This window comes from Paenibacillus sp. FSL R5-0810, from assembly GCF_038002285.1.
In the GTDB taxonomy this organism is placed as follows: domain Bacteria; phylum Bacillota; class Bacilli; order Paenibacillales; family Paenibacillaceae; genus Paenibacillus_AQ; species Paenibacillus_AQ lactis.
Genome location: NZ_JBBOCF010000001.1, coordinates 1,204,089 through 1,228,091 on the forward strand (window position 1 = coordinate 1,204,089; position 24,003 = coordinate 1,228,091).

General features: G+C 47.8%; 22 protein-coding genes. 15 read left to right on the forward strand and 7 right to left on the reverse strand.

The features are described 5' to 3' along the window. Positions 1-18 precede the first annotated feature (18 nt). A complete protein-coding gene (locus MKX76_RS05540; protein WP_007130233.1) occupies positions 19-345 on the forward strand; it encodes a class I SAM-dependent methyltransferase in 327 nt (108 codons plus the stop codon). Between the two features lie 66 nt (positions 346-411). After that, on the forward strand, positions 412-708 hold the full coding sequence (locus MKX76_RS05545) for a hypothetical protein (RefSeq protein ID WP_007130232.1): 297 nt from the start codon (positions 412-414) through the stop codon (positions 706-708). A gap of 129 nt (positions 709-837) precedes the next feature. Here MKX76_RS05545 and MKX76_RS05550 read toward each other — a convergent pair whose 3' ends face one another. After that, positions 838-1,884, reverse strand: coding sequence for a CotH kinase family protein (locus tag MKX76_RS05550; protein WP_007130231.1), 1,047 nt, complete (start codon positions 1,882-1,884; stop codon positions 838-840). 208 nt (positions 1,885-2,092) lie between these two features. On the opposite strand from MKX76_RS05550, the gene MKX76_RS05555 reads away from it, so the two are divergent. Both MKX76_RS05555 and MKX76_RS05560 read left to right on the forward strand, forming a co-directional pair. Next, positions 2,093-2,962, forward strand: a complete 870-nt coding sequence (locus MKX76_RS05555) for a hypothetical protein (RefSeq protein ID WP_007130230.1) — start codon at positions 2,093-2,095, stop codon at positions 2,960-2,962. 286 nt (positions 2,963-3,248) lie between these two features. Beyond that, a complete protein-coding gene (locus tag MKX76_RS05560; protein ID WP_007130229.1) occupies positions 3,249-3,914 on the forward strand; it encodes a hypothetical protein in 666 nt (221 codons plus the stop codon). A gap of 101 nt (positions 3,915-4,015) precedes the next feature. Here the strand turns inward: MKX76_RS05560 and MKX76_RS05565 are convergent, their stop codons facing one another. From MKX76_RS05565 to MKX76_RS05580, 4 genes are all read right to left on the reverse strand, one after another. After that, complete coding sequence (locus tag MKX76_RS05565) at positions 4,016-5,308, reverse strand: saccharopine dehydrogenase NADP-binding domain-containing protein (protein ID WP_007130228.1); 1,293 nt, start codon at positions 5,306-5,308, stop codon at positions 4,016-4,018. A 239-nt stretch (positions 5,309-5,547) separates the two neighbouring features. Next, complete coding sequence (locus tag MKX76_RS05570; RefSeq protein ID WP_341033181.1) at positions 5,548-6,891, reverse strand: arsenic transporter; 1,344 nt, start codon at positions 6,889-6,891, stop codon at positions 5,548-5,550. Between the two features lie 41 nt (positions 6,892-6,932). Next, positions 6,933-7,088, reverse strand: a complete 156-nt coding sequence (locus tag MKX76_RS05575; RefSeq protein ID WP_007130226.1) for a hypothetical protein — start codon at positions 7,086-7,088, stop codon at positions 6,933-6,935. A gap of 239 nt (positions 7,089-7,327) precedes the next feature. After that, positions 7,328-8,209: a LysR family transcriptional regulator gene (locus MKX76_RS05580; RefSeq protein ID WP_251537551.1), complete on the reverse strand. Its 882-nt coding sequence runs from the start codon at positions 8,207-8,209 to the stop codon at positions 7,328-7,330. Positions 8,210-8,495: 286 nt separating this feature from the next. On the opposite strand from MKX76_RS05580, the gene MKX76_RS05585 reads away from it, so the two are divergent. The 7 genes from MKX76_RS05585 to MKX76_RS05615 all read left to right on the forward strand — a co-directional run bounded on the left by MKX76_RS05585 (position 8,496) and on the right by MKX76_RS05615 (position 16,169). Continuing rightward, positions 8,496-8,978 carry a nucleoside deaminase gene (locus tag MKX76_RS05585; protein WP_341035025.1) on the forward strand — a complete coding sequence of 161 codons (483 nt, stop codon included), beginning with the start codon at positions 8,496-8,498 and terminating at the stop codon, positions 8,976-8,978. Between the two features lie 186 nt (positions 8,979-9,164). Next, positions 9,165-10,673: a sensor histidine kinase gene (locus tag MKX76_RS05590; RefSeq protein ID WP_341033182.1), complete on the forward strand. Its 1,509-nt coding sequence runs from the start codon at positions 9,165-9,167 to the stop codon at positions 10,671-10,673. Further along, positions 10,642-11,337, forward strand: a complete 696-nt coding sequence (locus tag MKX76_RS05595; RefSeq protein WP_144868745.1) for a winged helix-turn-helix domain-containing protein — start codon at positions 10,642-10,644, stop codon at positions 11,335-11,337. Before MKX76_RS05590 ends, MKX76_RS05595 begins: the two co-directional genes overlap by 32 nt. Before the next feature lie 131 nt (positions 11,338-11,468). Further along, entirely contained in the window at positions 11,469-12,953 is a 1,485-nt protein-coding gene (locus MKX76_RS05600) for an S-layer homology domain-containing protein (RefSeq protein ID WP_341033183.1), read from the forward strand. Between the two features lie 313 nt (positions 12,954-13,266). Continuing rightward, entirely contained in the window at positions 13,267-14,184 is a 918-nt protein-coding gene (gene hprK / locus MKX76_RS05605) for an HPr(Ser) kinase/phosphatase (protein ID WP_144868740.1), read from the forward strand. Positions 14,185-14,440: 256 nt separating this feature from the next. Beyond that, entirely contained in the window at positions 14,441-15,088 is a 648-nt protein-coding gene (locus tag MKX76_RS05610; RefSeq protein ID WP_341033184.1) for a FusB/FusC family EF-G-binding protein, read from the forward strand. 427 nt (positions 15,089-15,515) lie between these two features. Continuing rightward, positions 15,516-16,169, forward strand: coding sequence for an HD domain-containing protein (locus tag MKX76_RS05615; protein ID WP_007130217.1), 654 nt, complete (start codon positions 15,516-15,518; stop codon positions 16,167-16,169). 78 nt (positions 16,170-16,247) lie between these two features. Here the strand turns inward: MKX76_RS05615 and MKX76_RS05620 are convergent, their stop codons facing one another. After that, positions 16,248-16,703 (reverse strand): AraC family transcriptional regulator, encoded by a 456-nt coding sequence (locus MKX76_RS05620; protein ID WP_341033185.1) that lies wholly within the window; start codon positions 16,701-16,703, stop codon positions 16,248-16,250. Between the two features lie 304 nt (positions 16,704-17,007). On the opposite strand from MKX76_RS05620, the gene MKX76_RS05625 reads away from it, so the two are divergent. Continuing rightward, positions 17,008-17,718, forward strand: coding sequence for a hypothetical protein (locus MKX76_RS05625; RefSeq protein ID WP_007130215.1), 711 nt, complete (start codon positions 17,008-17,010; stop codon positions 17,716-17,718). Positions 17,719-17,941: 223 nt separating this feature from the next. Here the strand turns inward: MKX76_RS05625 and MKX76_RS05630 are convergent, their stop codons facing one another. Continuing rightward, on the reverse strand, positions 17,942-20,341 hold the full coding sequence (locus tag MKX76_RS05630) for an Ig-like domain-containing protein (protein WP_341033186.1): 2,400 nt from the start codon (positions 20,339-20,341) through the stop codon (positions 17,942-17,944). Between the two features lie 292 nt (positions 20,342-20,633). On the opposite strand from MKX76_RS05630, the gene MKX76_RS05635 reads away from it, so the two are divergent. The 3 genes from MKX76_RS05635 to MKX76_RS05645 all read left to right on the forward strand — a co-directional run bounded on the left by MKX76_RS05635 (position 20,634) and on the right by MKX76_RS05645 (position 23,980). After that, on the forward strand, positions 20,634-21,227 hold the full coding sequence (locus MKX76_RS05635) for a GNAT family N-acetyltransferase (RefSeq protein WP_341033187.1): 594 nt from the start codon (positions 20,634-20,636) through the stop codon (positions 21,225-21,227). A gap of 237 nt (positions 21,228-21,464) precedes the next feature. Continuing rightward, the gene (locus tag MKX76_RS05640; RefSeq protein WP_341033188.1) at positions 21,465-23,222 is read left to right on the forward strand and encodes a LytS/YhcK type 5TM receptor domain-containing protein; all 1,758 of its coding nucleotides are present in this window, start codon (positions 21,465-21,467) and stop codon (positions 23,220-23,222) included. Positions 23,223-23,242: 20 nt separating this feature from the next. Next, positions 23,243-23,980, forward strand: a complete 738-nt coding sequence (locus MKX76_RS05645) for a LytR/AlgR family response regulator transcription factor (protein WP_007130211.1) — start codon at positions 23,243-23,245, stop codon at positions 23,978-23,980. Positions 23,981-24,003 lie beyond the last annotated feature (23 nt).

Genomic DNA, 24,003 nt, shown 5'->3' on the forward strand with positions numbered 1-24,003 from the left:
AGAAAAGAGTGATCGCGTATGGCTACACATGAACAGATTTATCAAAATCAATCGGATATCTATGAGTTGATGATTAGCAAGCAGCCTGAATTATCTGAAGTGATCCGGGGGATCCGGAATTTTCAGGATTTAGCGGTCCTGGATCTAGGAGCGGGAACCGGCCGGTTATCAAGTGCTGTTGCGAAGGATGCGGGTTCATTAATCTGTACGGACATTTCTGCTCCCATGCTGGAGCTCTTAGATCAAAAATTAATTGGGCAAGGGCTTGAGCGTAATTGGAGTGCGGTTGTTGCAGACCATAGGGAGCTGCCCCTGGCCGATAAATCGATAGATTTGGCGGTTTAGGGCTGGAGTATCGGTTATTTAGCCAATACGGACAATGACGATTGGGCGGAAAATTTAGAACGGGTCATGTCTGAACTTCACCGTGTGCTGAAGCCACATGCCACCATCATCATATTCGAGACGATGGGCACGGGGACGGAAACCCCGAATCCTCCCGGATTTCTGACGAAGTATTATACAGCACTTGAAGAGGAATACGGCTTCCAGCACAAGTGGATCCGAATGGACTATACCTTTAGCCATGTCGAAGAAGCCAGACAATGCACCGAGTTTTTCTTTGGCGAAGAGCTTGGGCGGAAGATCCTCGACAATCAGTGGTCAACGGTTCCGGAATGTGCAGGAATTTGGTGGAAGCATATATAGTTAAATTCAATGTGAAAAGGCCTTTACCCGATAAACCTCAGGGTGTAGGCCGATTTTCAAGGATTTTTTTGATTTTGGTCTGTTTCATTGACAAGGTAAATTAGCCTACAACTGGGCTTGTTGTTGCGTTTAATCCAATGAGCCTAGCTGGCTTAAAATATCCTGCCTTCTTTGGTCAATATATTTCCTTATGGTATCCGGCTCTGCGTCGAACACCTTCGTGCTCCATTTATGATTGGGGTCCTTATAAACGTCAGCAGCAATGGCATCATGCATCTTGTATACGAGGGGCAGTTGACGTCTCACCGTAAATACCGATTCAAGAAATCCTGACAAGAGAGCCTTATACCTTTGCCTGTGTGAACGAAAGGACAATACCTTCTCCGTTAGTTTATTGTAACCTTGAATTTTCACAAGGTTTGAATCTACTATTTTCCCATAACAATTCCTTCCCCAAGTCCCCTCGTAGTCCCATGGGATCATGCGATATGTTCTGCTTTTTCCGTGCTCAAACAAGGTATAGTTTTGGTTAAAGCCATCATAATTCCCCGTTAATACCGCGCCGCATAACCACCGCAAGTAATTTTCGATGTCCAGGTGCCTGCGAAGATATTGCTGCAGCTCGGCACCTTCTTTCTGGTGAATCCCCTGAATAAAGTTAGATAGTTTTAAGCGATCCCGCTCTGAGCCTTTTATAAGATTATAGCCAGAGAAGAAAGATTTGCCCGACGATCGTTTATCTGTAAAGTCGGCGTTGTCGTTAACCGCATAAATGATGCTTCGAACTGGAATCCCTCTTTTTCGAAAAAAGGGAGTCTTTACAGCCTCTATATTTAGATATACCCCAAGCTTTTCATTGTTCAGCGTAAGCACGCAGTGCCGGGTCGAAGGGCTTGGCACATGAATCGAATTGAAAAATTGAAAGGAAAGCGCATTTCGAATCAAGGAAGGGTCATCATATTCAGCATTAAAGTGGTAGGTATATTTGGAGGTTCTAATTTCATAGGATTTTTTCGGATATTCTCGGGTATGCCCTCCCCGGTAGCGAATACGTATCGGTATTCTTTTTCCGCCGATAACGAGCTGTCCCGGCACAAAACGATTGGACCAGATATTGCTGTTTAACTGTTCATAATCCTTGTCTTTGATCATTACTCGATACACAGGCAAAGGCATGAAGCTACCTCCTTCAAACTGATAGACTATCGTTTGAATTTGTCTGCTTGATTATATTAAACCAGTTCCTTTCTATTACATGAAACATATAAGTATATTACCGACAGACCTGATGGACAGTTGAGGGGTATCTACAGCTTTCGTGATCATGCCCGAGATCTTACCATTCTTGATCTGTCGAAAATAAATCCTTGAAAGGAGCATGGACATGGCTTACAACAGGTTTGGCTTCGGGAACTTGGTAGGAAGAAACGTAAAGATCAATCGCGGTGGACCGGATTCCATCGAAGGTCTTCTGCTGGATGCCCAATCCGACTACTTGGTTGCAGTTGCTGACGGCGGTTTCGTTTATGTTAAAGACGAGCATGTCAAAAGCATCACGGATACGGGTAAATCTGGTGGAGAAAGAGAGAGCATTGTCAATCCGATCAGGGCCTACGACTTCGTTGGTGTTATGCAAGCCCTTCGTTATCGCTATGTGAAAGTAAACCGCGGCGGACCGGAAAAAATCGAGGGTATCATCGTCGACGTGAACCAGAATTATTTGATCTTAACGGTGAAAGGACAAGAGGTCGTTCACGTTCCGGTAAGTCATATTAAATCGATTACCGTAATCCGCGGCGGGAATAGTAACCAATCCGGCGGTAACCAGAATCAAAACAGCAGCTCCAAAGGTAATCAATCTCAAGGCAATCAAGCGCAAGGTAACCAATCGGGAGGCAACCGTTCAGGCGGTAACCAAGCGCAAGGTAACCAGTCGGGAGGCAACCGTTCTGGCGGCAACCAAACACGAGGCAATCGCACAGGCGGCAACCAAACACGTGGCAATCGCACAGGCGGCAACCAAACACGTGGCAATCGCACAGGCGGTAACCAAACCGCAGGCAACCGCACAGGTGGCAATCAATCCAGAGGGAACCGTACTGGCGGCAACCAAACGGCCGGAGACTGGATGAATTGGACAGGCGGCAATCAATCCAAGCATCGTTCAGGCAAACGTAACCGCAGTGGTAATCGATCGTACAATCGCTCCGGTAAGCGCAATCGTAGCGGTAAACAAAGAAGCGGAGGCGAGTAATAATCCTATAGGATAGGAGCGCCTAGCCAGCCATCTTCTGCTCACCCATAAGTGAAACAATTAAGCATTCCCCCCTATAAAGCACTTCTGAATGGGCATTGGCTGCACAGTCATCCAATGCTCCCTTCAGGGGGTTTTTAAATATTTTGCTTAAAAAGTTGTGCAATCTGCACGTTAAAGTTCGATACCAACAATATATGCAGGCGAATGGTGTTGGTGAATTCAAGCCTGAGCATGAATGGAAGTCATAAAGCGGTAAGACTAAGATAATAGGAGGAGGGAAGGGATGGAGTCACTACGTTCAATGATCGGCAAACGTGTTGAACTGGAGCTCTCGGGCTGTAAGACACTGCTTCATGGCGAATTTATTGATATGGGAAGCGATGTCCTGGTTCTATATTCAAAGTCAAAATATATATATACGCCGATTCATCATCTACAGCATTTAAGGCTATATGAAGAGCTGGATAATCCCCCGATGGACAGCAGTCCCGATTCGAAATTAGACCTCGCCAATATCTCCTATCGCAAAATATTGATGAATTCCAGGGGCGTCTTTACTGAGATCTACCTGGGAGGTTCTCAATCATTGCATGGGTATGTGACAAGTATTATGAATGACTATTTTGTATATCACTCACCGATGCATCAAACGGTTTATATTCCAGTCAACCACGTCAAATATTTGATACCTTATCCTCCAAACACAACGCCTTATAGTCTTGATCAAAAACATTTCCCGGTTCAGCCTTCTGTTGTTGCTTTGTCAAGAACGATGGATCAGCTGTTAAAAAAACTTGAAGGTCAGCTCGTGGTGTTTGATCTTGGCGAGCATCCTAACAAAAAAGGGTTACTGAAATCTGTCGATGAGAATATCGTTCAGTTGGTACTTGCTGGCGGAAATGATAATTACCTGCACATGGATCATATTAAATCGATCCAGCTGCCTTAGATCAGTTAAAAGCATATGAGCGTCGCAGACTTCCCACTGACAGTTTGTCTGGCAGTGGGGCTGCTATTTATCCATAAGCAGGATGAAATGATGTCGGGTATTTATTCAGCGGAATTGTCTTCATGAGAAGAGGCTGGGTATTTTATCATTCGGTCGAGCAATAACCCATCCGTACCCTTGTTCTCACCAACCACAAAATCCTTCATATAGTAGGATAAATAAGCACCGTATTGACTTTCGGTTTGAAGGAGCAATTCGTCAACAAAATAAACACCGTTTGGAATATCGTCTTTCAGAAGTGTGCTTAATGCGCCATATATGCCGCATGCAACCTGAAAATAGGTGGCATTGATTTGGAAGACAGGGTAGATATTATCGGTACTCAGAACATTATACATATACCTCTCTTTGTCTGGATATACGAGCAAGACTCCGACCAAATCTTCTCCTCCGACTTCGCCAATCGATGGATCCAAAATTTGATGATCCCATTCCCAAATAACGTCGAGATCTTCAAGCTGGGAACGGATTAAATCGATCGTATAATCGCTGACGCGGTAGATAAAACCAGTCTCCATATTGAATTTTTCTCCAAGGGACAATACTTCTTCATGAGGCATTAATGAACCATTGAATTGCTTGCTCCCCAAGGTCACCTTGAACTCCAGCTCATACACCGGAAGATGCATCGTAAATGGGAACTGATGCTTCATAAACATGGGATAATTGAGAATCGCTTCGTCCAAAAAGCATTCGGGAGACCAGGTGGAGTAAATCGTGTGTTCTTTTACTAGGGCGGGGTCTTTATATAGCGAGCTGTCATGTTCTACAATGTAACAGGCGATCGGTTGCTTGTCTGGCAGTTCCTTCATTAACTTGATAGCCATCCACTGGACGACTCCTGGATTCATACCCGAACCGATAATTGCAGTGGTCTGCGGCGATGATTGCCGGGCTTCCTGGAAGATTCGGTAACGTTCCAACAGCGAGTATGGGGCAAGGCTTTCATTCTCATCCACCTTGGGATTCTCAAGCGCGGTATTGATATAATGCACACCGCATTCTTGGCAGCATTGGAGCATCTCAACCGTATCAGCCCACGAGACATCAATGACATGCGTGGTGCCGGTCTGTCGCAGATGCTGGCGAAACGATTCCAGCTGGTTCAAATCGAATTGGTGCAATGCAGCATTCTTAAGCAAGCTTGGCATGAAAGCGCGATAGTAATCCGGATGTTTCTGTTTCTGGTCGATCAAATGAAGGGTGCTGTGCTTCATAATGGAATGAATGGGGTCATGGATATCTTCAGCGCTTTTATTTAATATCGAGAGGATTGCTTTAGCGACGCCGCCGGAGCTGCCAAGAATGCTGATGACGATCGGTGATTGTTTCAAATCTACCAACTCCTTTCTAGTAATATGATTATTCATAGAGTCGGGAAAAGGTCTGTGCTAAAACAACTACAACATGCTTTTATTCGAAATCATGATGTATGTACGTACGCTCCCGAAGCATGCCGAACAAAAAAGAGAGTCATGAATGCCGTGGTGATGATTCATTAATCGAATAATGAACCCATGCTCCACAAGAATTTCATGCTCTCTATGAAATGTTGTTCCTATATTCAGTATCGTCAGTATACCCATTGAACCCAGAAGGCAAGGATCACCAGCGTAAATAAGAGGGTAGGCGGGATGGTCAATATCGTGATCTTGATGTATTCCTTCCATTTGATCTTGACATGATGTTGTTTAAGAATGTGAAGCCATATTAACGAAGCAAGCGTACCCATCGGCAAAAGCAATGCTCCAATATCACTTCCGATTACACTGGCCAGGTATGAAATCTTGAGCGTTAAAGGATCCAGGTTCATATTGGTTAGTGTGATGGTTCCAACCATCAGCGCGGGATGATTATTGAATAGAATCGAGAGTAAAGATAGCAGGCCGCCCATTAATAAGCTTGCATTTAAGAGGTCTGTGGAAACGATCGGCTCAAAGAATTGGATGAGAAATTCCGTTAAACCGATATTATGCAGCCCATAGATGAGCACGTACATCGCGAATGCAAATATGAGAATGTGCCAGGGCGTCTTCTTCAATAAATCAGTCGGTTTTATTTTCAATACGGCCCATCGCCAGGACAACAGAATGACTGAGCCGAGGAGCGCTACAATTTCGATTGGAATCCCTAAATAGGAGGCGACAAATAGCGCTACTCGAACCGTAAATACAAACAAGAGAACATTCCGCATGACCTTATTGCGTTTGTGGATATCCGCAGGTGAAAACAGCGTCCTGCTTAGAGGGTGCATGCCGCCGCCCGCGTGCCTTTTTACATGAAGCTTACGCGGCAGCTGTTTTCTGAAACAGAGGAATAACAGAAATACAAACAGCAAAAGCCCGAGGGTTGCGGGAACAAACATCATGATGGAATGCATGTACAGATCCATATCCACGATTTCCAGTGCTATCAAATTCACGATATTGCTGACACCGATAGGTGCGCTTGATGCAGTTGCTATTAGCGCACCTGAGAGGAGGTAAGGGATTTTCTCATGGTTTTTTAATCCATATTGCTTTAACAGAATCAGTAGAATGGGAGTCGTAATGAGAATGCTTCCATCGTTGTTAAAGAATAAGGTCATCAGAAAACATAATAAGTTGACGTACCAGAACAACCGGGTTCCAGATCCACGAGCTCTGGCTGCCAAAGATTCAGCAGCCCAGTTAAAAAAACCGAAACTCTCTAATATAATGGCCATTACGATGGTTGCAATGATCGTTATAGCAGCACTGCTTATGGTAGAGCCGATGGTAAGGAGGTCCGGCAATGATACGCTCCCGCTAAGCACCACGATTGCGGCCCCTACAGATGCTGGGATGGCTTCATTTAATCCATTTGGACGCCATATGATAAGGACCATTGCGACAATAAAAGCTGCAATCGTTAGTGTGACTACTGCTGGACTGAGCATGGGAAATCTCACTCCCTTCTTTCATTAATAGCAAGAGTTGCTTACGAATCCTCTTTTTCGGGAATCACGACGCTAATAAAAGCAACTTGTTCTTTGGCGGCCTCACTCTTTGTTGACTCTACGGGAACCTCTTTAGGAGGCGTTAGCAGAGCGTACAGCCCCCAACCCGCCAGTACGATAAAGATGAGTACGATCATAAAGGTCACTCCTCTTCGGTTTTTATTTTTTGCGAAGTTACCTACCAATCATAATTAGTAGATAGATATACTCTATTTATATGTATCAAGGACTGGCACTGCTCTAATGGAAATGCCTTGTTATTGCGATATTCCGCGATTGGTGTTCGTATAAGGAGTTACACATCGATAGGTAAAATAGATTACATACGAAACAAGCCCGATTGCTCGTGTGTGAGCAATCGGGCTTGTTCATCCTCTTAATTGTTTTTTCCTATCAATACATCGACGAAGTTCTGTGCAATTTTGGATAAGGAGTGACTCTTCAGCCAGATGAGTCCGACCGGAGCTGACATCTCGGCTGACCCGGAGATTTTATGAGCATGGATCGAGTACCCTTTATGCCGTTTGAGCACCGTTTCCGGAACGATCGACCCGCAAAAGCCGGATGAAACTAAATCCATCAACAGCGAAATATCAGAGCATTCACCTGTAATATGGGGATGCAGATGGAAGCGGGAAAATGCCTCCAGTATCAAATAGTGCACGCCTAATCCCTGGGTGCTTGGCAGAATGAGCGGTTGATTATGAATGTCCTGCAGCGACACTTCATCTTCGAACAGCTTCTGTTTATCCGACGAAATGAAGTAAAAAGGCTCGGTATAAAGGTGAAGCACCTCGAAATCGTCCAATTCCAGCGGCAGGCGAATGAACGCAAGATCGACTTCCCGATCCCTCACTAATTTGCACAGATGCGCTGACTCGTTTTGCTGAATTTTATAGGTTACCTTAGGGAAGTGGCGTTGGAACTGATGAAGAATATGGGGCAGCTCGTCTACAGAGAACGTATTTACGCCGATGGATAAACTCCCGTTCACTCCCTTTCCTACTTCCTGAACCTCCATTTTCGCCTCTTCCATCAACTGATTCATCTGCAAAGCATATTTATATAAAGCTTTTCCGGCCTCGGTTACCTCTAAATGTTTCCCGCTGCGCTCTATTAATTTGGAGCCAAGCTCCTCCTCCATGGCTTTCAATTGTTGACTTAAAGGGGGTTGGGAAAGATGAAGCCTCTTGGCGGCAGCAGAGATTTTCCCTTCCTCTACAATCGCGATAAAATATCGCAGCTGTCGGATATCCATCTTTGAAAGCACTCCTTCTCATATATGAAAAACCTAAGCAAATACGAACTTTGGCTATGTTTTTGATCTGGTTATTCCCATGTTAGCATATTGGTGCGGATTCTCGTAAGACAATGCATATGTAAAACCTAAGCTCATCATATTTTTTATATATTTTTCGTTTGGATTGATACATGTTAGCATTACGGTGTATAAGGAAAAGGACGCTGAACAAAACGTTTTATTCAGATTATGCGCAGCCAAAGGGCTGCTTAATTTAAATGTTTCGATGAGGAGGATTCCATTGATGATAAACGATATCGATCTGAAGCATCTAAAGCGATGCGTTGAGCTCGCGAAGGAGGCGCTTGAGGCAGGCGACGAGCCATTCGGCTCCGTGCTTGTATCCGCAGACGGAGACGTGCTTGCCGAAGACCATAACCATGTTGCCGGCGGGGACCATACGCAGCATCCGGAATTTGCATTAGCGCGGTGGGCGGCTAATCACATGACGCCTGAGGAGAGAGCGAAGGCGACCGTGTATACCTCGGGCGAACATTGCCCAATGTGCGCAGCGGCCCACGGCTGGGTTGGACTAGGTCGGATTGTATACGCATGCTCCTCGAAACAGCTGGCAGAATGGCTTGAGGAAATGGGAGTTGCGGCACCCCGTGTACGAAATCTTCCGATTCAAGAGGTTATCCGTGATACGGCCATAGACGGTCCGGTACCCGAGCTGGCCCAAGAGGTTCGGGAGCTCCATCGTCAATTCCATTCCAAGCGAAAATAAGTCCGCCATGCGTTGTTCACCATGCTCGAATCGGGGATAACGGATATCCAATATCCAATGAATCGAAGCCTCCTCAGCCACTTTGAAGGTGGATCAGGAGGCTTCTCGTTTCTATATAGCATCAAGCGGTATGGCATTGACTCTTATGCACTAACCGTGCATTGCAATTCGCAGCGAGGTGAGCGTATGTCCATTCGAATCAAATTATTGCTGTCCTACACAGGCATGCTTCTTGTCAGCCTGCTCGTATTCGCCCTGACGGCCAGTTTGTTCACCATCGCGGCGACGGGGGATATTCACAGCTTCCGGGATTTCTATAAAGTGCATTATCAGCTCAACCCGCTGACGGAGGAGGAGGAATCCATCTTCCTTGAATTGAAGTACCTTGCCAAAAATGAACCGGATGAGCTGATGAACCAGGAGCTGCTGCAGGATTACGATTTCAAGCTGAAAACGGTGCGGGCCGGTCTTTACGTTCGCCGGGAGAGCAATCAAGTCTTCGAATCGCATACGTTCAACCAGCCCGAATTGGAGGAGCATCTGCCTCCCTATGAGCTGGACAACCACCATATTCGCGATACATTCAACATCGGCGAACGGTTTTACGCTTATGCCAAATTCGACTTTCGGTACTCGGATGGGGCGAAAGGGAGTGTTTATGTTATTCATGAACGCAGCCCTTTCGGCGAAGTGACCCGTAAGCTGCTCCCTATGATCCTGGTGCTGCTTATCGGCATCATCGTCATCGCGAACGCGATGCTATATCGCTGGATTACCCGCAGTGTGGTCAAACCGCTGAATCTGCTTCGAAGCTCGACTGAGCACATCATGGAAGGGAATTTGCTGTTTGCACTCGATTTGCGTTCCAAAGACGAGATCGGTCTGCTGAACGAGGCATTCGAGAATATGCGCAAGCGGTTGTATGAATCGGTGCAGCTCCGTTTGCAGGACGAAGAGAATCGGAAGGAACTGATATCCAATATTTCGCACGATTTGCGTACCCCGATTACGAACATCAAAGGATACATTGAAGGCATTCGTGATGGGGTCGCTGATACCCCGGAGAAGATGGACAAGTACGTCAATATCATCTATTCCAAAACGATCGACCTGGATAAGCTGGTGGACGAGCTGTTTCTGTACTCCAAGCTGGACTTAAAGCAAATTCCGTTCTTGTTCGAGAATGTGAGCATCGTCAGCTTTCTGGACGACTGCATGGATGAGCTGCATTACGAAATGGAAGAGAAGGGAATCTTGCTGAAGTGGGGCGAGCGCCCGAGCAGGGATATTGAGGTTGTAGCCGATCTGGAAAAATTAAAGCGCGCCATGCTTAATATCATTGGAAACGCCCAAAATTTCATGAACAAAGAAGACAAGTTCATTCTCATTTCGGTGCAAGCATCGCCGGAATGGGTCACTGTTGAAATACAGGATAACGGGATGGGAATCTCATCCGAAGACCTCCCGCATATTTTCGAGCGCTTCTACCGCGCCGAACGATCGCGCAATTCCTCAACAGGCGGCAGCGGACTCGGACTAGCGATCGCTCGTCAGATCATCGAGGGCCACGGAGGCTCGATATGGGTGAGCAGCGAGCTTGGCGTCGGCACGAGCTTTTACTTCAAGCTAAGAAGAACGAAGGACCTAGGAGGGACACATACAGATGACAACCCGGATTCTGATCATCGAGGATGAAATTACGATCGCACAGCTGGAGCGGGACTATTTTGAGTTGAACGGGTATCTCGTCGATTTATGCCATACCGGCAATGAAGGACTTCGGCTTGCTCTGGACAACGATTACAATCTCATCATCGTCGACCTGCAGCTTCCGGGGATCGGCGGATATGATGTATGCAGACAAATCAGGCAAGCGAAGGAGGTGCCGATCTTAATCGTTTCCGCCAAAAAAGAAGAAATTGATAAGATCCGTGCCTTTCATCTCGGTGCCGACGATTACATTACCAAGCCGTTCAGCCCCGGGGAGCTGGTTGCGCGAGCCAAGGCGCACCTGGCAAGATATGAGCGGTTAACAGGTAAAACGGGGACTGATCCCCGGTCGGAAATCCGTCTCCGTGGTCTTGTTATTGACAAAGCAGCCCGCCGGGTCCACGTCCGCAACCAGGAAGTGATATTTACGACCCGCGAGTTTAGCCTGCTGGAGTTTTTGGCAAGTCATCCGAATCGCGTCTTTAGTAAGAATGAACTGTTTGAACGGATATGGGGCATGGATTCGAACGGGGATATCGCAACCGTGACGGTTCACGTCCGCAGATTGCGTGAGAAGATAGAGGTGGATCCTTCGAATCCGCAATATATCGAGACCGTGTGGGGGGCGGGCTACCGCTTTTCCGTATAACGAGTTTAGAAATTGTTAATAAACATTTTCGAAACGGTTAATACCCGGTTTCTTAGGCGTTTAGGCTTCTCCTTTAATCTATAGGTAGGGCGAGCAGAATCGCACCTATGAAGCTTAAGGAGGACTTAACGATGAATAAATATTCGACTAAACTGGCTGTCCTTATGCTGGCAGCAGCCCTTGGCACCGCATCCTTGCCATTGGCCGCACAGCCGGCAAACGCCGCTCTGGCACCCATTACCTCGCAGGACCTTCAAGGAGCGATCAATGAACTGAGCCGGCTTGGCATCATCCATGGTTACCAGGATGGTTCGATGAGAATGCAGAACGACATTACCCGCGCCGAATTGGCGAAGCTGGTCGCTCTTACGTTTGGCCTCGAAGGTCCGCCAGCTTTGCCAGCTCACATAACGGATACACTTCCGAGTCATTGGTCCTTCCCGTACGCAGCAGCGCTGGCATCGCTCGATATTATGCAGGCGGAAGACGGACGATTTGACCCAAGCGGATCCGTAACAAACGCCGAGCTGGTGCAGATCGTGGCCAAAGCGTTGAAACGGGATGTAAAATCCGTGCATTACTGGGCGGAGCCGTTCTTCTCAGAGAATGACAGCACCACCCGTGGCGAAGCAGCGTTCTTGCTGGATAAAGCCCGTCAGGCGATCCCTTCGGCAAATGCCAAAATTACAAACGTCCGTGCCTTAAACGCTATAACGTTGATCGTTACCTTCGACGCCCCGCTTACGGCCGAAAATGAAGCATTTGCTCAAGCTAAAGAGGATTTTGTCTTTACGAACGGACTTACCCTGACGAATATGCCGCGTCTAAAAACCGGCTCGATTGCAACGTATATCGTCCCTACTTCCGTACAGCAGCCAGGGGCAACCTACACGCTGGCTTATAAGGGCAAGGATGCGGGCAGCTTTGCGGGCAACTCTGATAAGCTTGACATGACAGAGGTTAGACAGGTGGCCAACGATACGTTTGAGCTGGAGGCACTCAAGGCGAACGGGGTTGTCGATTACGGCTACGTCATTTCCGCCTATAGTGCCGGTCGCGGGGAAAATGCGTTCATCTTGGATGAGAACAACCGGGCGGATGGGGTGGAGTACCAGATCATTTCCTCCGGCCAAGCCAGAGAGGTGACGATCACGCCGGAAGGCGGACAGCCGATCACAGCCAAATACGTTCCGTTCACGCAGTCCACAGACGGCAAACAAGAACCGAAATTTCGCTTGCCGGAGGGTCAAGTCCTGAAGCCTGGCGTTACGTACACGGTTACTTCGGATTGGGCGCAAATTGCTAACCCAACCTTCGTAGCCAAGGAGATGGACCCGCTCCATATCGTTAAAGCCGAGGCTGCTAGTGAAACCTCCATCGTCGTAACGCTCGCGGAGGATCCGGGCGATGAATTGTTCTCCGGCCGCAGCGTGGAATTGACGGATGCAGAGGGGAATAAACGGACAGCCGCCTATAAATATTCCAGCCGCAAAGGGGAAGCAGGCGTATTCGAACTTGCGCAGGGCAGCAAACTGACAGCAGGCGCAACGTATGTCGTGACTCCAGTCGGTGATTGGGCCGGCGAATCCAAGGCTGAGCTGACCTTTGCACCGTAATGTTCGGATGAAGCCGCAAGATGAACGATTCCCTGCCATGAACGTGGAGAAATAAATAAATTGACCCTGCATGCTTGAGGCGGCAGGGTCATTTTTTTTGTAGGATTCGCTATGCTTTGCCCAATCATGAATTGCATGCATCATCTTCAAACGTTTCATTTCTGAAGGTAAAGAGAACGAAACAGATTTCACTTGTGCCAGCCCTTATCCCACAAATATGCAGGAAAGCCCCTGATGGCCGTTGAATATATCGGAGGACCACAATAAATCTCAGGTGTACTACAGGCACCTTTAGCCGCAGGAGGAGAACAACATGAAGTCGATCACCGTTCAAAGTCTTACGGAAAAATTTCAATTAGAAGTGCTTGCAGGAGCCGACCGTATGGATCGTTTGATCACCCGTGCCCAGACGCACAGGCCGGGGCTTGAGTTTGTCGGGTATTTTAACTTTTTTCCTATGGAGCGAGTGCAGGTGCTTGGACGCAAGGAAATTAACTACTTGCTTACGCTTAGTATAGAGGAACGCAAGTTACATATCGGCAACATCGTTAAATATCATCCGCCGTGCTTTATTGTAACGTCGGGACAGCAGGAGATCCCTTATCTGACCCTTTTCTGCAATCAAGAAGGCATTCCTTTACTGCGGACGACCGAGACCACAACGGAATTTATCGCGAAGCTCAACAGCTATTTAGTGAAGACGCTGGCACCAGAGATGTCCATCCATGGGGTCTGTGTGAATGTATCGGGCATAGGCATCCTGCTCAGGGGCAAATCCGGGATTGGCAAAAGCGAGACAGCACACACTCTAATCCGAAAAGGACACCGGTTCGTCGCAGATGATATCGTGGTGCTTAAGAAGCTGGGGCCGACGACACTTCTTGGTACTCATAATGAGATCAGCCGCGAGTTCCTGGCGCTGCGAAGCATCGGACTGATCAATGTGGTACGCCAATACGGGCGCACGGCGTTTCAGGACGAGACGCGAATTGTGCTTGATATCGAGCTGTCGCCATGGCAAGGAGACTCGCTAAACAATGAATTGGAGGCGGTCCCACAGTTCACGGAGTACTTAGGCATCCAAATTCCGCATATCGAGGTTCAGCTTCAACCAGGACGTGATGTTGCCGGCCTGATCGAAGCGGCGGCTAACAATTGGTATCTTAAACAACTCGGCTACAGCGCGGCTGAAGACTTTATGAGCCGGATTGAGAATGAGATGAAGTCTTGACCGCAGTCGCCATTCTAAATTGCGCCCAATGGTATTTCCTGATATACTTTTCGCATGTTATGAGATTGGGGGTAGTACCGATGGCAATGCGAGATTGCTTATTTACTAGGAAGTGCTCATGCAAAGCCTAACTAGGGCGATACTTTGCATGGGTGCGATCGAAGGAATTCCATCGCCCAGCCTTGGATGTTATCGTTTCTAATAATAGGCTTTGCACCTTATTCATTTTTCATAAAAAATAAGGGGCTGAAGAGCTGTGAGTACACCATTTATTAGAAACCATCAATTCAACGTCATTAAAAAGCAAGCCGATTTCATTCAGAAGACCCTGCGAACCGCCGCGGATCGGAGCGTCTTGGAAACCGTTAGATATCGTTCCGTCGTGAACATCACGGAAGCATTCCCTGATCTGACACAGGATCAGAAGAAGCTGTTTGAGGAGATCACGACTCTCGAGACGGCCAATGATTTCCAAAGATATCTTAACGCATTGGAGCCGTATATGGAGCCTTATCCGCCGATTACGGTCAAACAGATTCAGAAGCTGTTCCCTAAAAATAAAAAACTGAAAGTGCCTGATCTAGGATCCATCGATTTTCGGTATACGACGTATTTGAGCTGGGTGGATATTGCAACAAGCCGTTTGTTCATTGTCTATCCGTTCGAAGGGAAGTTCATCGGGATCGAGGGCAGAATAACGCCGACACACAAGAAGGGGTACTGCCTGTTCTGCAATCGACATCAAGAGCTTGCATACTTCTCGGTCAGAACCAAATCTGCTTTCGCTTCACCGGATAATTTCTCTTCGGTTGGTCATTACGTCTGTATGGACAATCAAGCATGTAATCAGTGCATTACGGCTACGGGATCATTGGAGAAGTTTATTCTTTCAGTTAGCAAATAAACGTTAATAAGGTTAGGGCTGCCCCAAAGGCAGCCTTTTACTATAGATCTGGCCAGGTGCGATACAAAGCTCCGATTGACTTCATTTTTGTCATCAGCCGCGAAGATGGAGTCATACAACGTTGCAAGAGTCTAATCGAAGATTTAATTGCCATAGCGTCTAAGTCATTCTCTTAAATTTACATATATTATATTATCTTTCTCGAAGGGAGGATTTTTCATGAAAAAACACCATGATAAGGTTCTAGTGATTGTCCTCAAGCCTGGACAAAAAGTGATTGTAAAGTGTGAGAAACACAAAAAGCATCGCGCATAAGTAAAAACGGGTGAGCCTTATCTTTTAAGATTAGGCTCACCCCCTTCATATCATCCATAGAATTGAAGAATGATATTGACGGCACAAAATCAAAGTACATAAAGAACGGCACATGGTAGTTTATTTTTACGAACACGCTAACAATACTACACGAACTGATAAAGGGGAAATTCTGGTGGAGAACCTGCTTAAAGAACAAATCAATTTCATTGTTGAAATCGACAAGCTTAAAACCATTGAACGAAGAACTAAGATTATTCACGGGCCAAGGCTTGAGAACGATGCGGAACACACGTGGCATCTTGCAATGATGGCTCTTGTGCTGCATCAGCATTCGAACCGTTCAATCGACCTCCTCAAAGTGCTCAAGATGCTGCTTATCCATGATTTGGTCGAAATCGATGCCGGCGACACATTCGCTTATGATACGGCCGGGCACAGTGATAAGTTTGAACGGGAAATGCAAGCAGCCCAGAGGTTGTTTGGCATGCTTCCGCCAGAGCAGGAAGAGGAATTTATGAATCTATGGTTAGAATTTGAGAGGAAGGAGACGGACGAAGCCAAGTTCGCTTCCTCACTTGATCGATTACAACCGCTTATCCATAATCATTTAAACCAGGGAGATACCTGGCAGAAATATCAGATTACAAGTGAGCAGGTCATAAACCGGAATCAAGAGATCAAGAATGGATCAAGGACATTATGGGAAGTGGCGCAGTCCATCATCGAAAGCTCCGTTGAACAAGGGATATTGGCTAAATCGTAAATCGAAAGAAGAACAAGAAGGGATCGCTTGCCGATAACCCCTTGTTCTTCTTTTATTTAGGTGCGGCATGATAATCTGTCAGGCTATGATGGGGATACAAATTTCACATGAATGATTGGTTATCATTTCACCCGTATATCTTTCGATGACCGGTCTGTTATCCATTTGATAGCCTTTGCTTTGAATAAAGGGGAGAACTTCACTCCATGCCCTTTGTACTTCTTCAGCGGTGTGTTTGATTTTATAAATGGCATAGGTTCCGCCGACGAGCTCGCTTTCGTTGATGGATCCGGCGATTTCGTAATCCTCCGAGATGACAATGCAGGCATCGTACCTGCAATTTTCGGGAGGTGTTGTTGCGGGATTGTCTTGCGGAATTCCAAACAGGATGGCCGAAGTTGTGAGAAGCTCTCGCTCCATAGCCCACTCTTTTAACTTTTCCATCGCCTCGGCATTGGCAGGGCCGTACGGGCCAACTTGTCGTACATAGGCAATACGGTAGGTTGGAAGATGCTCGACGGTCATATTCGTCATTTTTAATTTCCTTTCTTTGGTAAATTGGGTGCTGCAATTTGATGCTAACATGTTATAAAAAATATCTAAAGGAAATTATCGATGCATTCATAATTTATCAGAGGTAACGATCGGTCCCCTTGCTGCTCCGATTTCTAACGCATCATGTTCGTAATCATTGCCACGAATCGTTAAAGCAGATGACTGCTTTCCAACGTTGATCCCTTTATATAATTGATGACTTTTAGCCAAACATTATCATTTGCACGAATGTTGTACGATAGAAGTGTACATTAAAAAATGCAGTAAGAAAGGTGGGGGGATAATGAATAAAACGATTCCTATTTTTCCTTGCAAATCACTAGAAGAGGTTGTTGTGTTTTACGAAGCCCTTGGATTTGACGTAACCTATATGCAATCCGTTCCTTATGGATATGCAGCCGTGAAGCATCGAATAGGTGAGGTGAGTTTCACGAGGCAGAAAAATTATGAAAAAGAAAAATCCATAAATGGCGCTTATATTCTTGTTGAGGATGTTGAAAGTGTATACTCTGAATTTATAGCGAATTTAAAAAAGGTATACGGAAAAGTGTTCCGAAGCGGAGAGCCTAGAATTACAAAAATAAGCACCAATAAAGAAGATATTCGCTTTAATCTTGTAGATCCTGCAGGGAATTATCTGATTATAGGGCAAAAAAAAGAAAGGGAAGGTCGAGGAAATCCACATTCAACGGGTACCTCTACCATTGAAAAACGATTCTATAGCGCATATACATTAGCGCATTCTAAAAACGACTATCGAACCGCATATAAAATCATTGAAGGACTTACAGGTAAAAAAGAAGAAATGTCTCAGATTTTATATGCGAAGTTACTTATATTAAAGCTTGAGATCGAATTCAATTTAGAGCGAGCCGCGGAATTGAATGAAACGCTTGCTGAAATCAATGCGATAAATTTGAATCGAAGCGCATTTGAGCGATTAATTGAAGAAAAGCAGCGTCTTCAAGAATTGCTGGAGGATATATCTTCGTAAAACCTGTAATGGACAGGGTTTACATATGAACGATAGATCAAGAATCGACAGATTGGTGTTCATGAACCAAGAGTTGAAATAACTCCTATATGAAAAGGGACCGTTCCCCCTTCTGCTGAGAAGGGAACGGTCCCTTTTACTGCTTCGATTAAAATCCCGATCGATTAAGCGCCAATCAAGCCGTTAACTCGTACAGAAGAACGATTTGTTTTGCCAGAAGCTCTTAAGGCTCCCAAATGACGGTCGGGTAGGGGTGCTGATCATATGCGCTTGCCCAATAATAGGAGTCTGCGATGATGCGCCGCGGGAGAAAACCGATCTCGCCGCTCGGCAGAGAGATGAGTTCAGAACGGGAGGTGAACATGCCATCCGTATTTGTCACTCCTAGCACATACTTTCCAGCCATATGGGTGAACCGTCCGCTGATCTTAGCAGCGGGTATCGGCTGCTTCGTCTCCATGTCAACGACCTGGATGGTAACCGTAGCGACGCCTTCATTATAGAGAATGGCCATATGGTCAATGATCATGGGCTTCATTGCGGATGGAGCGGTCGTTGCCACTGCCGCAGCGCTGGGTGATCCTTCATTGCCGCTGATGTCAACGGCCGTTATTTTGTAGTGGTACGTCGTGCCAGGCAGCAGCCCGGTATCCTCGAAAGATAGGGTCTTCGATGAACCTGCATACGTATCCGGTCCAATCTCGAATGCTGCATCGGTGCCGCGATAGATCCGGTATTCGTTCACGGCGCTGTTGTCCATGGCCATATCATAATGAATGTCGATCCGCTGGTAATCGAATGCGGCCGTAGATACCCGGCCGACTTGGCCGGGAGGCTCATTGTCTGCTGGAGGCTGCCATTTGAATCCGTTAGGCCCCCACTCACTCGGGAAGTCGACCAGCGAAGTGTAGTGGTGGATAGCAATGCCGCCAAATGCAGGATCGCTTTCGAAAGCGGCGTAAACCTTATTTAACTCCTGCTCCATATAGAGCCGACCTTCCTCGTGGAAGCTGATGGTCTCCGGATCTCCGCCATCGGCGATGTCTTTCGTTTCTACTCCGATCACAACGGATTTGGGTTTCCCGATCTTGGAGGCATAAGCCAGCTCGTTTACGGCATGGGCAATAATGCCTGCAGAACCTTCGGCCTGATCGCGATAATTCATGATGGAGATGTAATCAGCCGTGTCCTGAATGTGCTCGGACAACCACTTCGTCTCCCCATTCCAGGTGATATTGCTGGCATCCGCCGAAGAATCATACCATCTTGGAATCGCAGCCCCGACCGAGAGCGAAAGTCCGGACGCGTCTTTGCGTGACATGAGCAGCTTCAGCATATCCAGATACTGAATTTGTACGGAGGGCTTTGCCGTTTTGAAATCAGGCAGGATATACGGTTCCGTGTCCAGATTGATTCCGTCAAACCGGGCGGATGCTTCGGAGGCGAGATTATAATTCAATACCTGCTCGAATTCCTTAACCGCCTGTGCATGATAACGGCTGTAAGCCCCGAAGTAGGGAGGCTTGGTACCGCCGGCAATCAATGCCTGCACATCAAAGCCTTCTTCATGCGCCCACGTAATAAACCGCTGCACTTCATTTCGATAATCCTCCAGCATCATGGCTCCTTGAAACTGTCCGACTGCCAGATACAGCGTCTTGATGGGGCGCTGATCAAAGGTAGCGGTATCCTTCGCCATGGCAGCGAGTGAATAACGCGCATTCGGGTTCAGCACCAAAGGATAGGAGGCATTTTCCCATATCCAGATTGCTCGGTCCTGATCGGGAAGGGGTTGATCCGGACCGTATACATGTTCCGTAACGGTTTCTGGGGGAACGGACTCCAAATAGACGCTGTCCATTACCGTAGCACGATCCTGGCCAAAGTTCGGTTCATCCCCGTAAACGTCGCTAGTGACGGCAGCACTGGCAGCCGAAATACTGCCGGATGCAGTAATTCCGGTTTGCGCATAGACGGATAAGCTGTAGCCTGTATTGCCGTGCGTATCGGTTGCTCTGGCTTCCAGGCTGTGGACCGGCTGCGTTGATTGACGGGTATCCCAGGTATATAAATATCCTTTCTTGGCCGGCAGAACCGGGATCCACCCGCCCCCGTCGATTCGGAGCTCGACGCGCGAAATCGGATTTTTGCCTACGGCTGAAATCTGGACGTCGACTTTATTTCGAAGCCGTGTGTTTTCGGCAGGACTTACGATTTGAACTTGAGGTATGTTCGCCGGGGGATTATCTACGTTCAAGTAAATCCATGGAGACCAAACTCCGTACCGGGTTACAACATCTTTGGATTTGAGGACAATTTCTATGGCCCCGTCCAGCTGAGTCGTATCAAGCGAATAAGACCAAGTCCCGCTGTCATCACCGTCCGGATCATCCATGTGGACGTCTTCCACCATATTACCATTCACGATCAGTTCGAGATCATAGACGCCGGAGTAGGTGCCGGACAACTCGGCTTTACCCGGCTGAATGGTTTGTCCATCCTGATGAGAATCAATTGTGATAAGCGCTGCCGCTTTGGCAGAAGGGAGGGGAATACAGACAGCGAGCAGAATTGCCGTCAGGAACAAGAGTCCACATTTGCGAAACCTTGAGCTTTTCAACATTCTTTTCACACCCTTGTCATTGAGATGTATAAACGTACTTGACCAACCCGGCAGCCTTAAACGCTAGATGCAAGAAATCAGATATGAACATCATTAAAGCGCTTACTTTTAATTATTTCGAAATTAGAGGTTTAGAACTGCCGCCGCCTATCCGTCTTTAGACGGATCATCATTTTATTCTGAAGACGGTGTAAACCCGGCGGAATGTTATGTATTCTGTTCTTAAACGAACGTTGGATGAATAGGATGTGCAGCTGGTTGAAAGGATTTTCTTGGACAGGAGGAATGATGGATGGATTCAATCGCGATTTATAATATGGCCGAAGCGGGTCGTGACGTACGGTATGAGGTGGCTGAGGTATTCGTGGATGGGTATTATGAGGAATTATCTTATTTCACGAAGGACCGCTCGACCCTCATTTCCGCCTTCAAAGATCTGTTTAGCTCCGAGGTCTTCTATGTGGCCGAACTCAACGGCAGGGTTGCCGGTATACTGGCTTGCTCCAACAATCGGCAGCGGGCAATGCCGGTCGAACTGGAGCCGCTTCGGAACGCTTTCGGCGTGCAAACGGGGGAACTGGCTTACCATGTCATGAAAAATGAGTTTAATACCGCTTTGCCTTACGATGACAAGACGGGGTATATCGAATGTGTGGCGACATTGACCCGTAATCGCGGAAAGGGCATCTCCACTGGTTTGTTGAACTTTGTAGTGGAGAAGCTGCCCTATCGCCGCTATGTTCTTGAGGTTACCGATGCCAACGAAGCCGCACATCGGATTTACTCGAAATTAGGGTTCCGAGAGATTGAGCGGAAAGCGGAAAGCAATGCCGAAGTTGTAGGGTTTAAATACCGCATTTATATGGAGTGGACACCGGAGGATTAAACGCCGAGCTTCTGCACGAAATAAATTTTGATTGAAATTGATCGATAATTAAGAAACCGTGTTAATCGAGCACTTCTGCAAGTTGCCCTCGGACGCATAGGGACCTATGCGAAAGGGGGCTTTTTGTGTGCTTCGCGTATTCTTTAGTCCGCTGAGGCTGGTATGGAGCGCAGTCTTGACGGTATACTGCATATAGGCGATGGTTATGACTAACGGGATATGAACTGAGGTGACGCCATGTTCGAATTGCTGATCACGATGACGGAAAGGATCGGCATTATTGTTACGATCGCTTTTATCGTGACCCGGCTGCGATTTTTCCGTACGATGCTGAGCCAGGACAAGCTGTCCTCCGTTCAGCGGCTCCAGGCCGTTCTGGTCTTCGGGGTGCTGGGCATTGTCGGAACGTATACCGGCATTACAGTCAGCACAGAGTCGCTTGCCGTGAATAAATGGATGCTCCAGGTGTCCGAGGAAGAAGCCATAGCTAACTCACGGGTGGTTGGTATTGCAATGGCGGGGCTGTTCGGCGGATGGAAGATCGGTCTGGGGGCAGGGCTTGTTGCAGGCCTGCACCGCTTCACGTTAGGCGGCTTTACAAGCCTTGCCTGCGGATTGGCGACGATGCTGGCAGGCATCCTGGCAAGTCTGTTTCGGAAAAAGAACGAGCAGATCAGCGTCTCCGCAGCTTTAGTCCTCGGAGCGCTGGCAGAGTCGCTGCAGATGCTGATTATTCTGCTGCTTTCGAGGCCTTTCGACCAGGCGTTGAACCTGGTCGCTTTTATCGGGGTTCCCATGATCGTGGCCAATGGGATCGGCTGCGCCTTGTTCCTGCTGATCATCCGATCCGTAGTCAATGAAGAACAGAAGGCTGCAGCCCAACAGGCCCAAACCTCGCTTCGGATTGCCCGGAAGACGCTCGGTTACATGCGGCAGGGCATGAAGCCCGAATCGGCCGAAGCGGTCTGCCGGATTCTGTTCGAGGAAGTGAAGGCAAGCGCAATCGCGATGACCGATGACCGTGTCATCCTGGCCCATATCGGCATAGGAGACGATCACCATGCGCCTGAACGCCCGCTGCAGACAGAGGTAACCCGGCACGTTATCGAGAAGGGGGAGCTGCTGATTGTCGACCGGCATCAGATCCAATGCCAGATGCGGGATTGTCCGCTTGGCGCGGCGATCGTCGGTCCGCTGAAGCAGGGAGGGGAGACGGTCGGGACGCTTAAATTTTATTTCCCCAGCAAGAAGGATATTACGCATGTTACCACGGAGCTGATGTCCGGGCTCAGTATGCTGCTAAGCTATCAGCTGGAAGCAGCTCAGCTTGCCGAAGCGAAGGAGCTGGCCAGGGAGGCCGAGATCAAGACGCTTCAGGCACAGATCCATCCGCATTTTCTGTTTAACGCGCTCAATACGATTTTGTCGCTAACGAGGATTGATGCAGTGAAAGCGCGCAAGCTGCTTCGGAGCTTGTCGGATTATATCCGTCAGAACTTATCGGCAGCTGCTGCCGAGAAAGCGACGCTTCAAGAGGAGCTGCAGCATATCCGTTCCTATATGAGCATCGAAGAAACCAGGTTCGAGGATAAGCTTGCGATCTCATATGAGGTTGAAGAGTCGGCTCTGAACGCTATTGTTCCGCCGCTGACGATGCAGCCGCTCGTGGAAAACTGCATTCGGCACGGCTTCAGGAACAAAACGGATGATTGCATCATTCGCATCAGGATCACCGGCAAGCCGTCGTCCGGCGTGACCGTTACGATCAAGGATAACGGAGAAGGAATTCCTGCTGAACGTCTGCGGCAGCTCGGTCTTCAGATGATGCAATCCACATCCGGCACCGGAATGGCCGTGTTCAACGTTAACCGGCGTTTGACGTTAATGTACGGGGGATCCGCTTCATTAAAGATTAAGAGCAAGGAGTCAGAGGGTACCGAGGTTGTATTCCATATACCGCCGGCGCCTTCGGCAGCTGACGATAAGTTTAGATAAAGGCAGGGATCACGCGCATCATGACAGACCGAATCAGAACCATCATTGTGGATGATGAACGATACAGCCGGGAGGAGCTCGGATTTCTATTAATGCAGTACCCTTCCATTGAAGTGACGGGCGAAGCGGGATCAGGGGAAGAAGCGGTGCTGAAGACGCTGCAGCTGCAGCCCGACGCGGTATTTCTCGATGTTGAAATGCCGCTCATGAACGGACTTGCGGCCGCCGAAGCCATGCAGGAAATGAAGAAGCCGCCGAAAATCGTATTCGCCACCGCGTATCCGCAGTTTGGCGCTGATGCCTTCCAGTATGAGGCGATAGACTATCTGCTGAAACCCATCGATGAGGATCGTCTGGCTGAGACGGTTCGAAGACTGGAGAGAGCGATCCTATCGCCAAGGCAGCAATCGCCAGCGCCATTGAAATCCTGCGGCAAGCTGTCGTTGGAGGAGGAGGGGCAGATTCATTTTATCGATCCGGATGACATTATTTATATATCGCGGGAAGATCCGTTTTCCAAGATTGTTACCGTCCATCGGGAGTTTCATGTGAAAACGCCGCTCAAGGAGCTGGAGGCGAAGCTTCGGTTGTACCCGTTCTTTCGGATCCATAAAAGCTACATCGTTCATCTTAAATATGCTAAAAGGCTCGTCCCATGGTTTAATGGCGCCTACCAGCTGGAGCTGAAGGGGAGCAGCGAGCTGCTGGCCGTGAGCCGCAATTACGCCAAGGCCTTTCGTGAGGCATTGGAGCTATAGGACGACCTGCGTAAACTCCCTTG

Bases quoted from the DNA above. Each gene is read 5' to 3' on its own strand.
- MKX76_RS05540 (WP_007130233.1), top strand. From the start codon at position 19: ATGGCTACACATGAACAGATTTATCAAAATCAATCGGATATCTATGAG.
- MKX76_RS05545 (WP_007130232.1), top strand. From the start codon at position 412: ATGTCTGAACTTCACCGTGTGCTGAAGCCACATGCCACCATCATCATA.
- MKX76_RS05550 (WP_007130231.1), bottom strand. From the start codon at position 1,884: ATGCCTTTGCCTGTGTATCGAGTAATGATCAAAGACAAGGATTATGAA.
- MKX76_RS05555 (WP_007130230.1), top strand. From the start codon at position 2,093: ATGGCTTACAACAGGTTTGGCTTCGGGAACTTGGTAGGAAGAAACGTA.
- MKX76_RS05560 (WP_007130229.1), top strand. From the start codon at position 3,249: ATGGAGTCACTACGTTCAATGATCGGCAAACGTGTTGAACTGGAGCTC.
- MKX76_RS05570 (WP_341033181.1), bottom strand. From the start codon at position 6,891: ATGCTCAGTCCAGCAGTAGTCACACTAACGATTGCAGCTTTTATTGTC.
- MKX76_RS05575 (WP_007130226.1), bottom strand. From the start codon at position 7,088: ATGATCGTACTCATCTTTATCGTACTGGCGGGTTGGGGGCTGTACGCT.
- MKX76_RS05580 (WP_251537551.1), bottom strand. From the start codon at position 8,209: ATGGATATCCGACAGCTGCGATATTTTATCGCGATTGTAGAGGAAGGG.
- MKX76_RS05585 (WP_341035025.1), top strand. From the start codon at position 8,496: ATGATAAACGATATCGATCTGAAGCATCTAAAGCGATGCGTTGAGCTC.
- MKX76_RS05590 (WP_341033182.1), top strand. From the start codon at position 9,165: ATGTCCATTCGAATCAAATTATTGCTGTCCTACACAGGCATGCTTCTT.
- MKX76_RS05595 (WP_144868745.1), top strand. From the start codon at position 10,642: ATGACAACCCGGATTCTGATCATCGAGGATGAAATTACGATCGCACAG.
- MKX76_RS05600 (WP_341033183.1), top strand. From the start codon at position 11,469: ATGAATAAATATTCGACTAAACTGGCTGTCCTTATGCTGGCAGCAGCC.
- hprK (WP_144868740.1), top strand. From the start codon at position 13,267: ATGAAGTCGATCACCGTTCAAAGTCTTACGGAAAAATTTCAATTAGAA.
- MKX76_RS05615 (WP_007130217.1), top strand. From the start codon at position 15,516: ATGGTAGTTTATTTTTACGAACACGCTAACAATACTACACGAACTGAT.
- MKX76_RS05620 (WP_341033185.1), bottom strand. From the start codon at position 16,703: ATGACGAATATGACCGTCGAGCATCTTCCAACCTACCGTATTGCCTAT.
- MKX76_RS05625 (WP_007130215.1), top strand. From the start codon at position 17,008: ATGAATAAAACGATTCCTATTTTTCCTTGCAAATCACTAGAAGAGGTT.
- MKX76_RS05630 (WP_341033186.1), bottom strand. From the start codon at position 20,341: ATGTTGAAAAGCTCAAGGTTTCGCAAATGTGGACTCTTGTTCCTGACG.
- MKX76_RS05635 (WP_341033187.1), top strand. From the start codon at position 20,634: ATGGATTCAATCGCGATTTATAATATGGCCGAAGCGGGTCGTGACGTA.
- MKX76_RS05640 (WP_341033188.1), top strand. From the start codon at position 21,465: ATGTTCGAATTGCTGATCACGATGACGGAAAGGATCGGCATTATTGTT.
- MKX76_RS05645 (WP_007130211.1), top strand. From the start codon at position 23,243: ATGACAGACCGAATCAGAACCATCATTGTGGATGATGAACGATACAGC.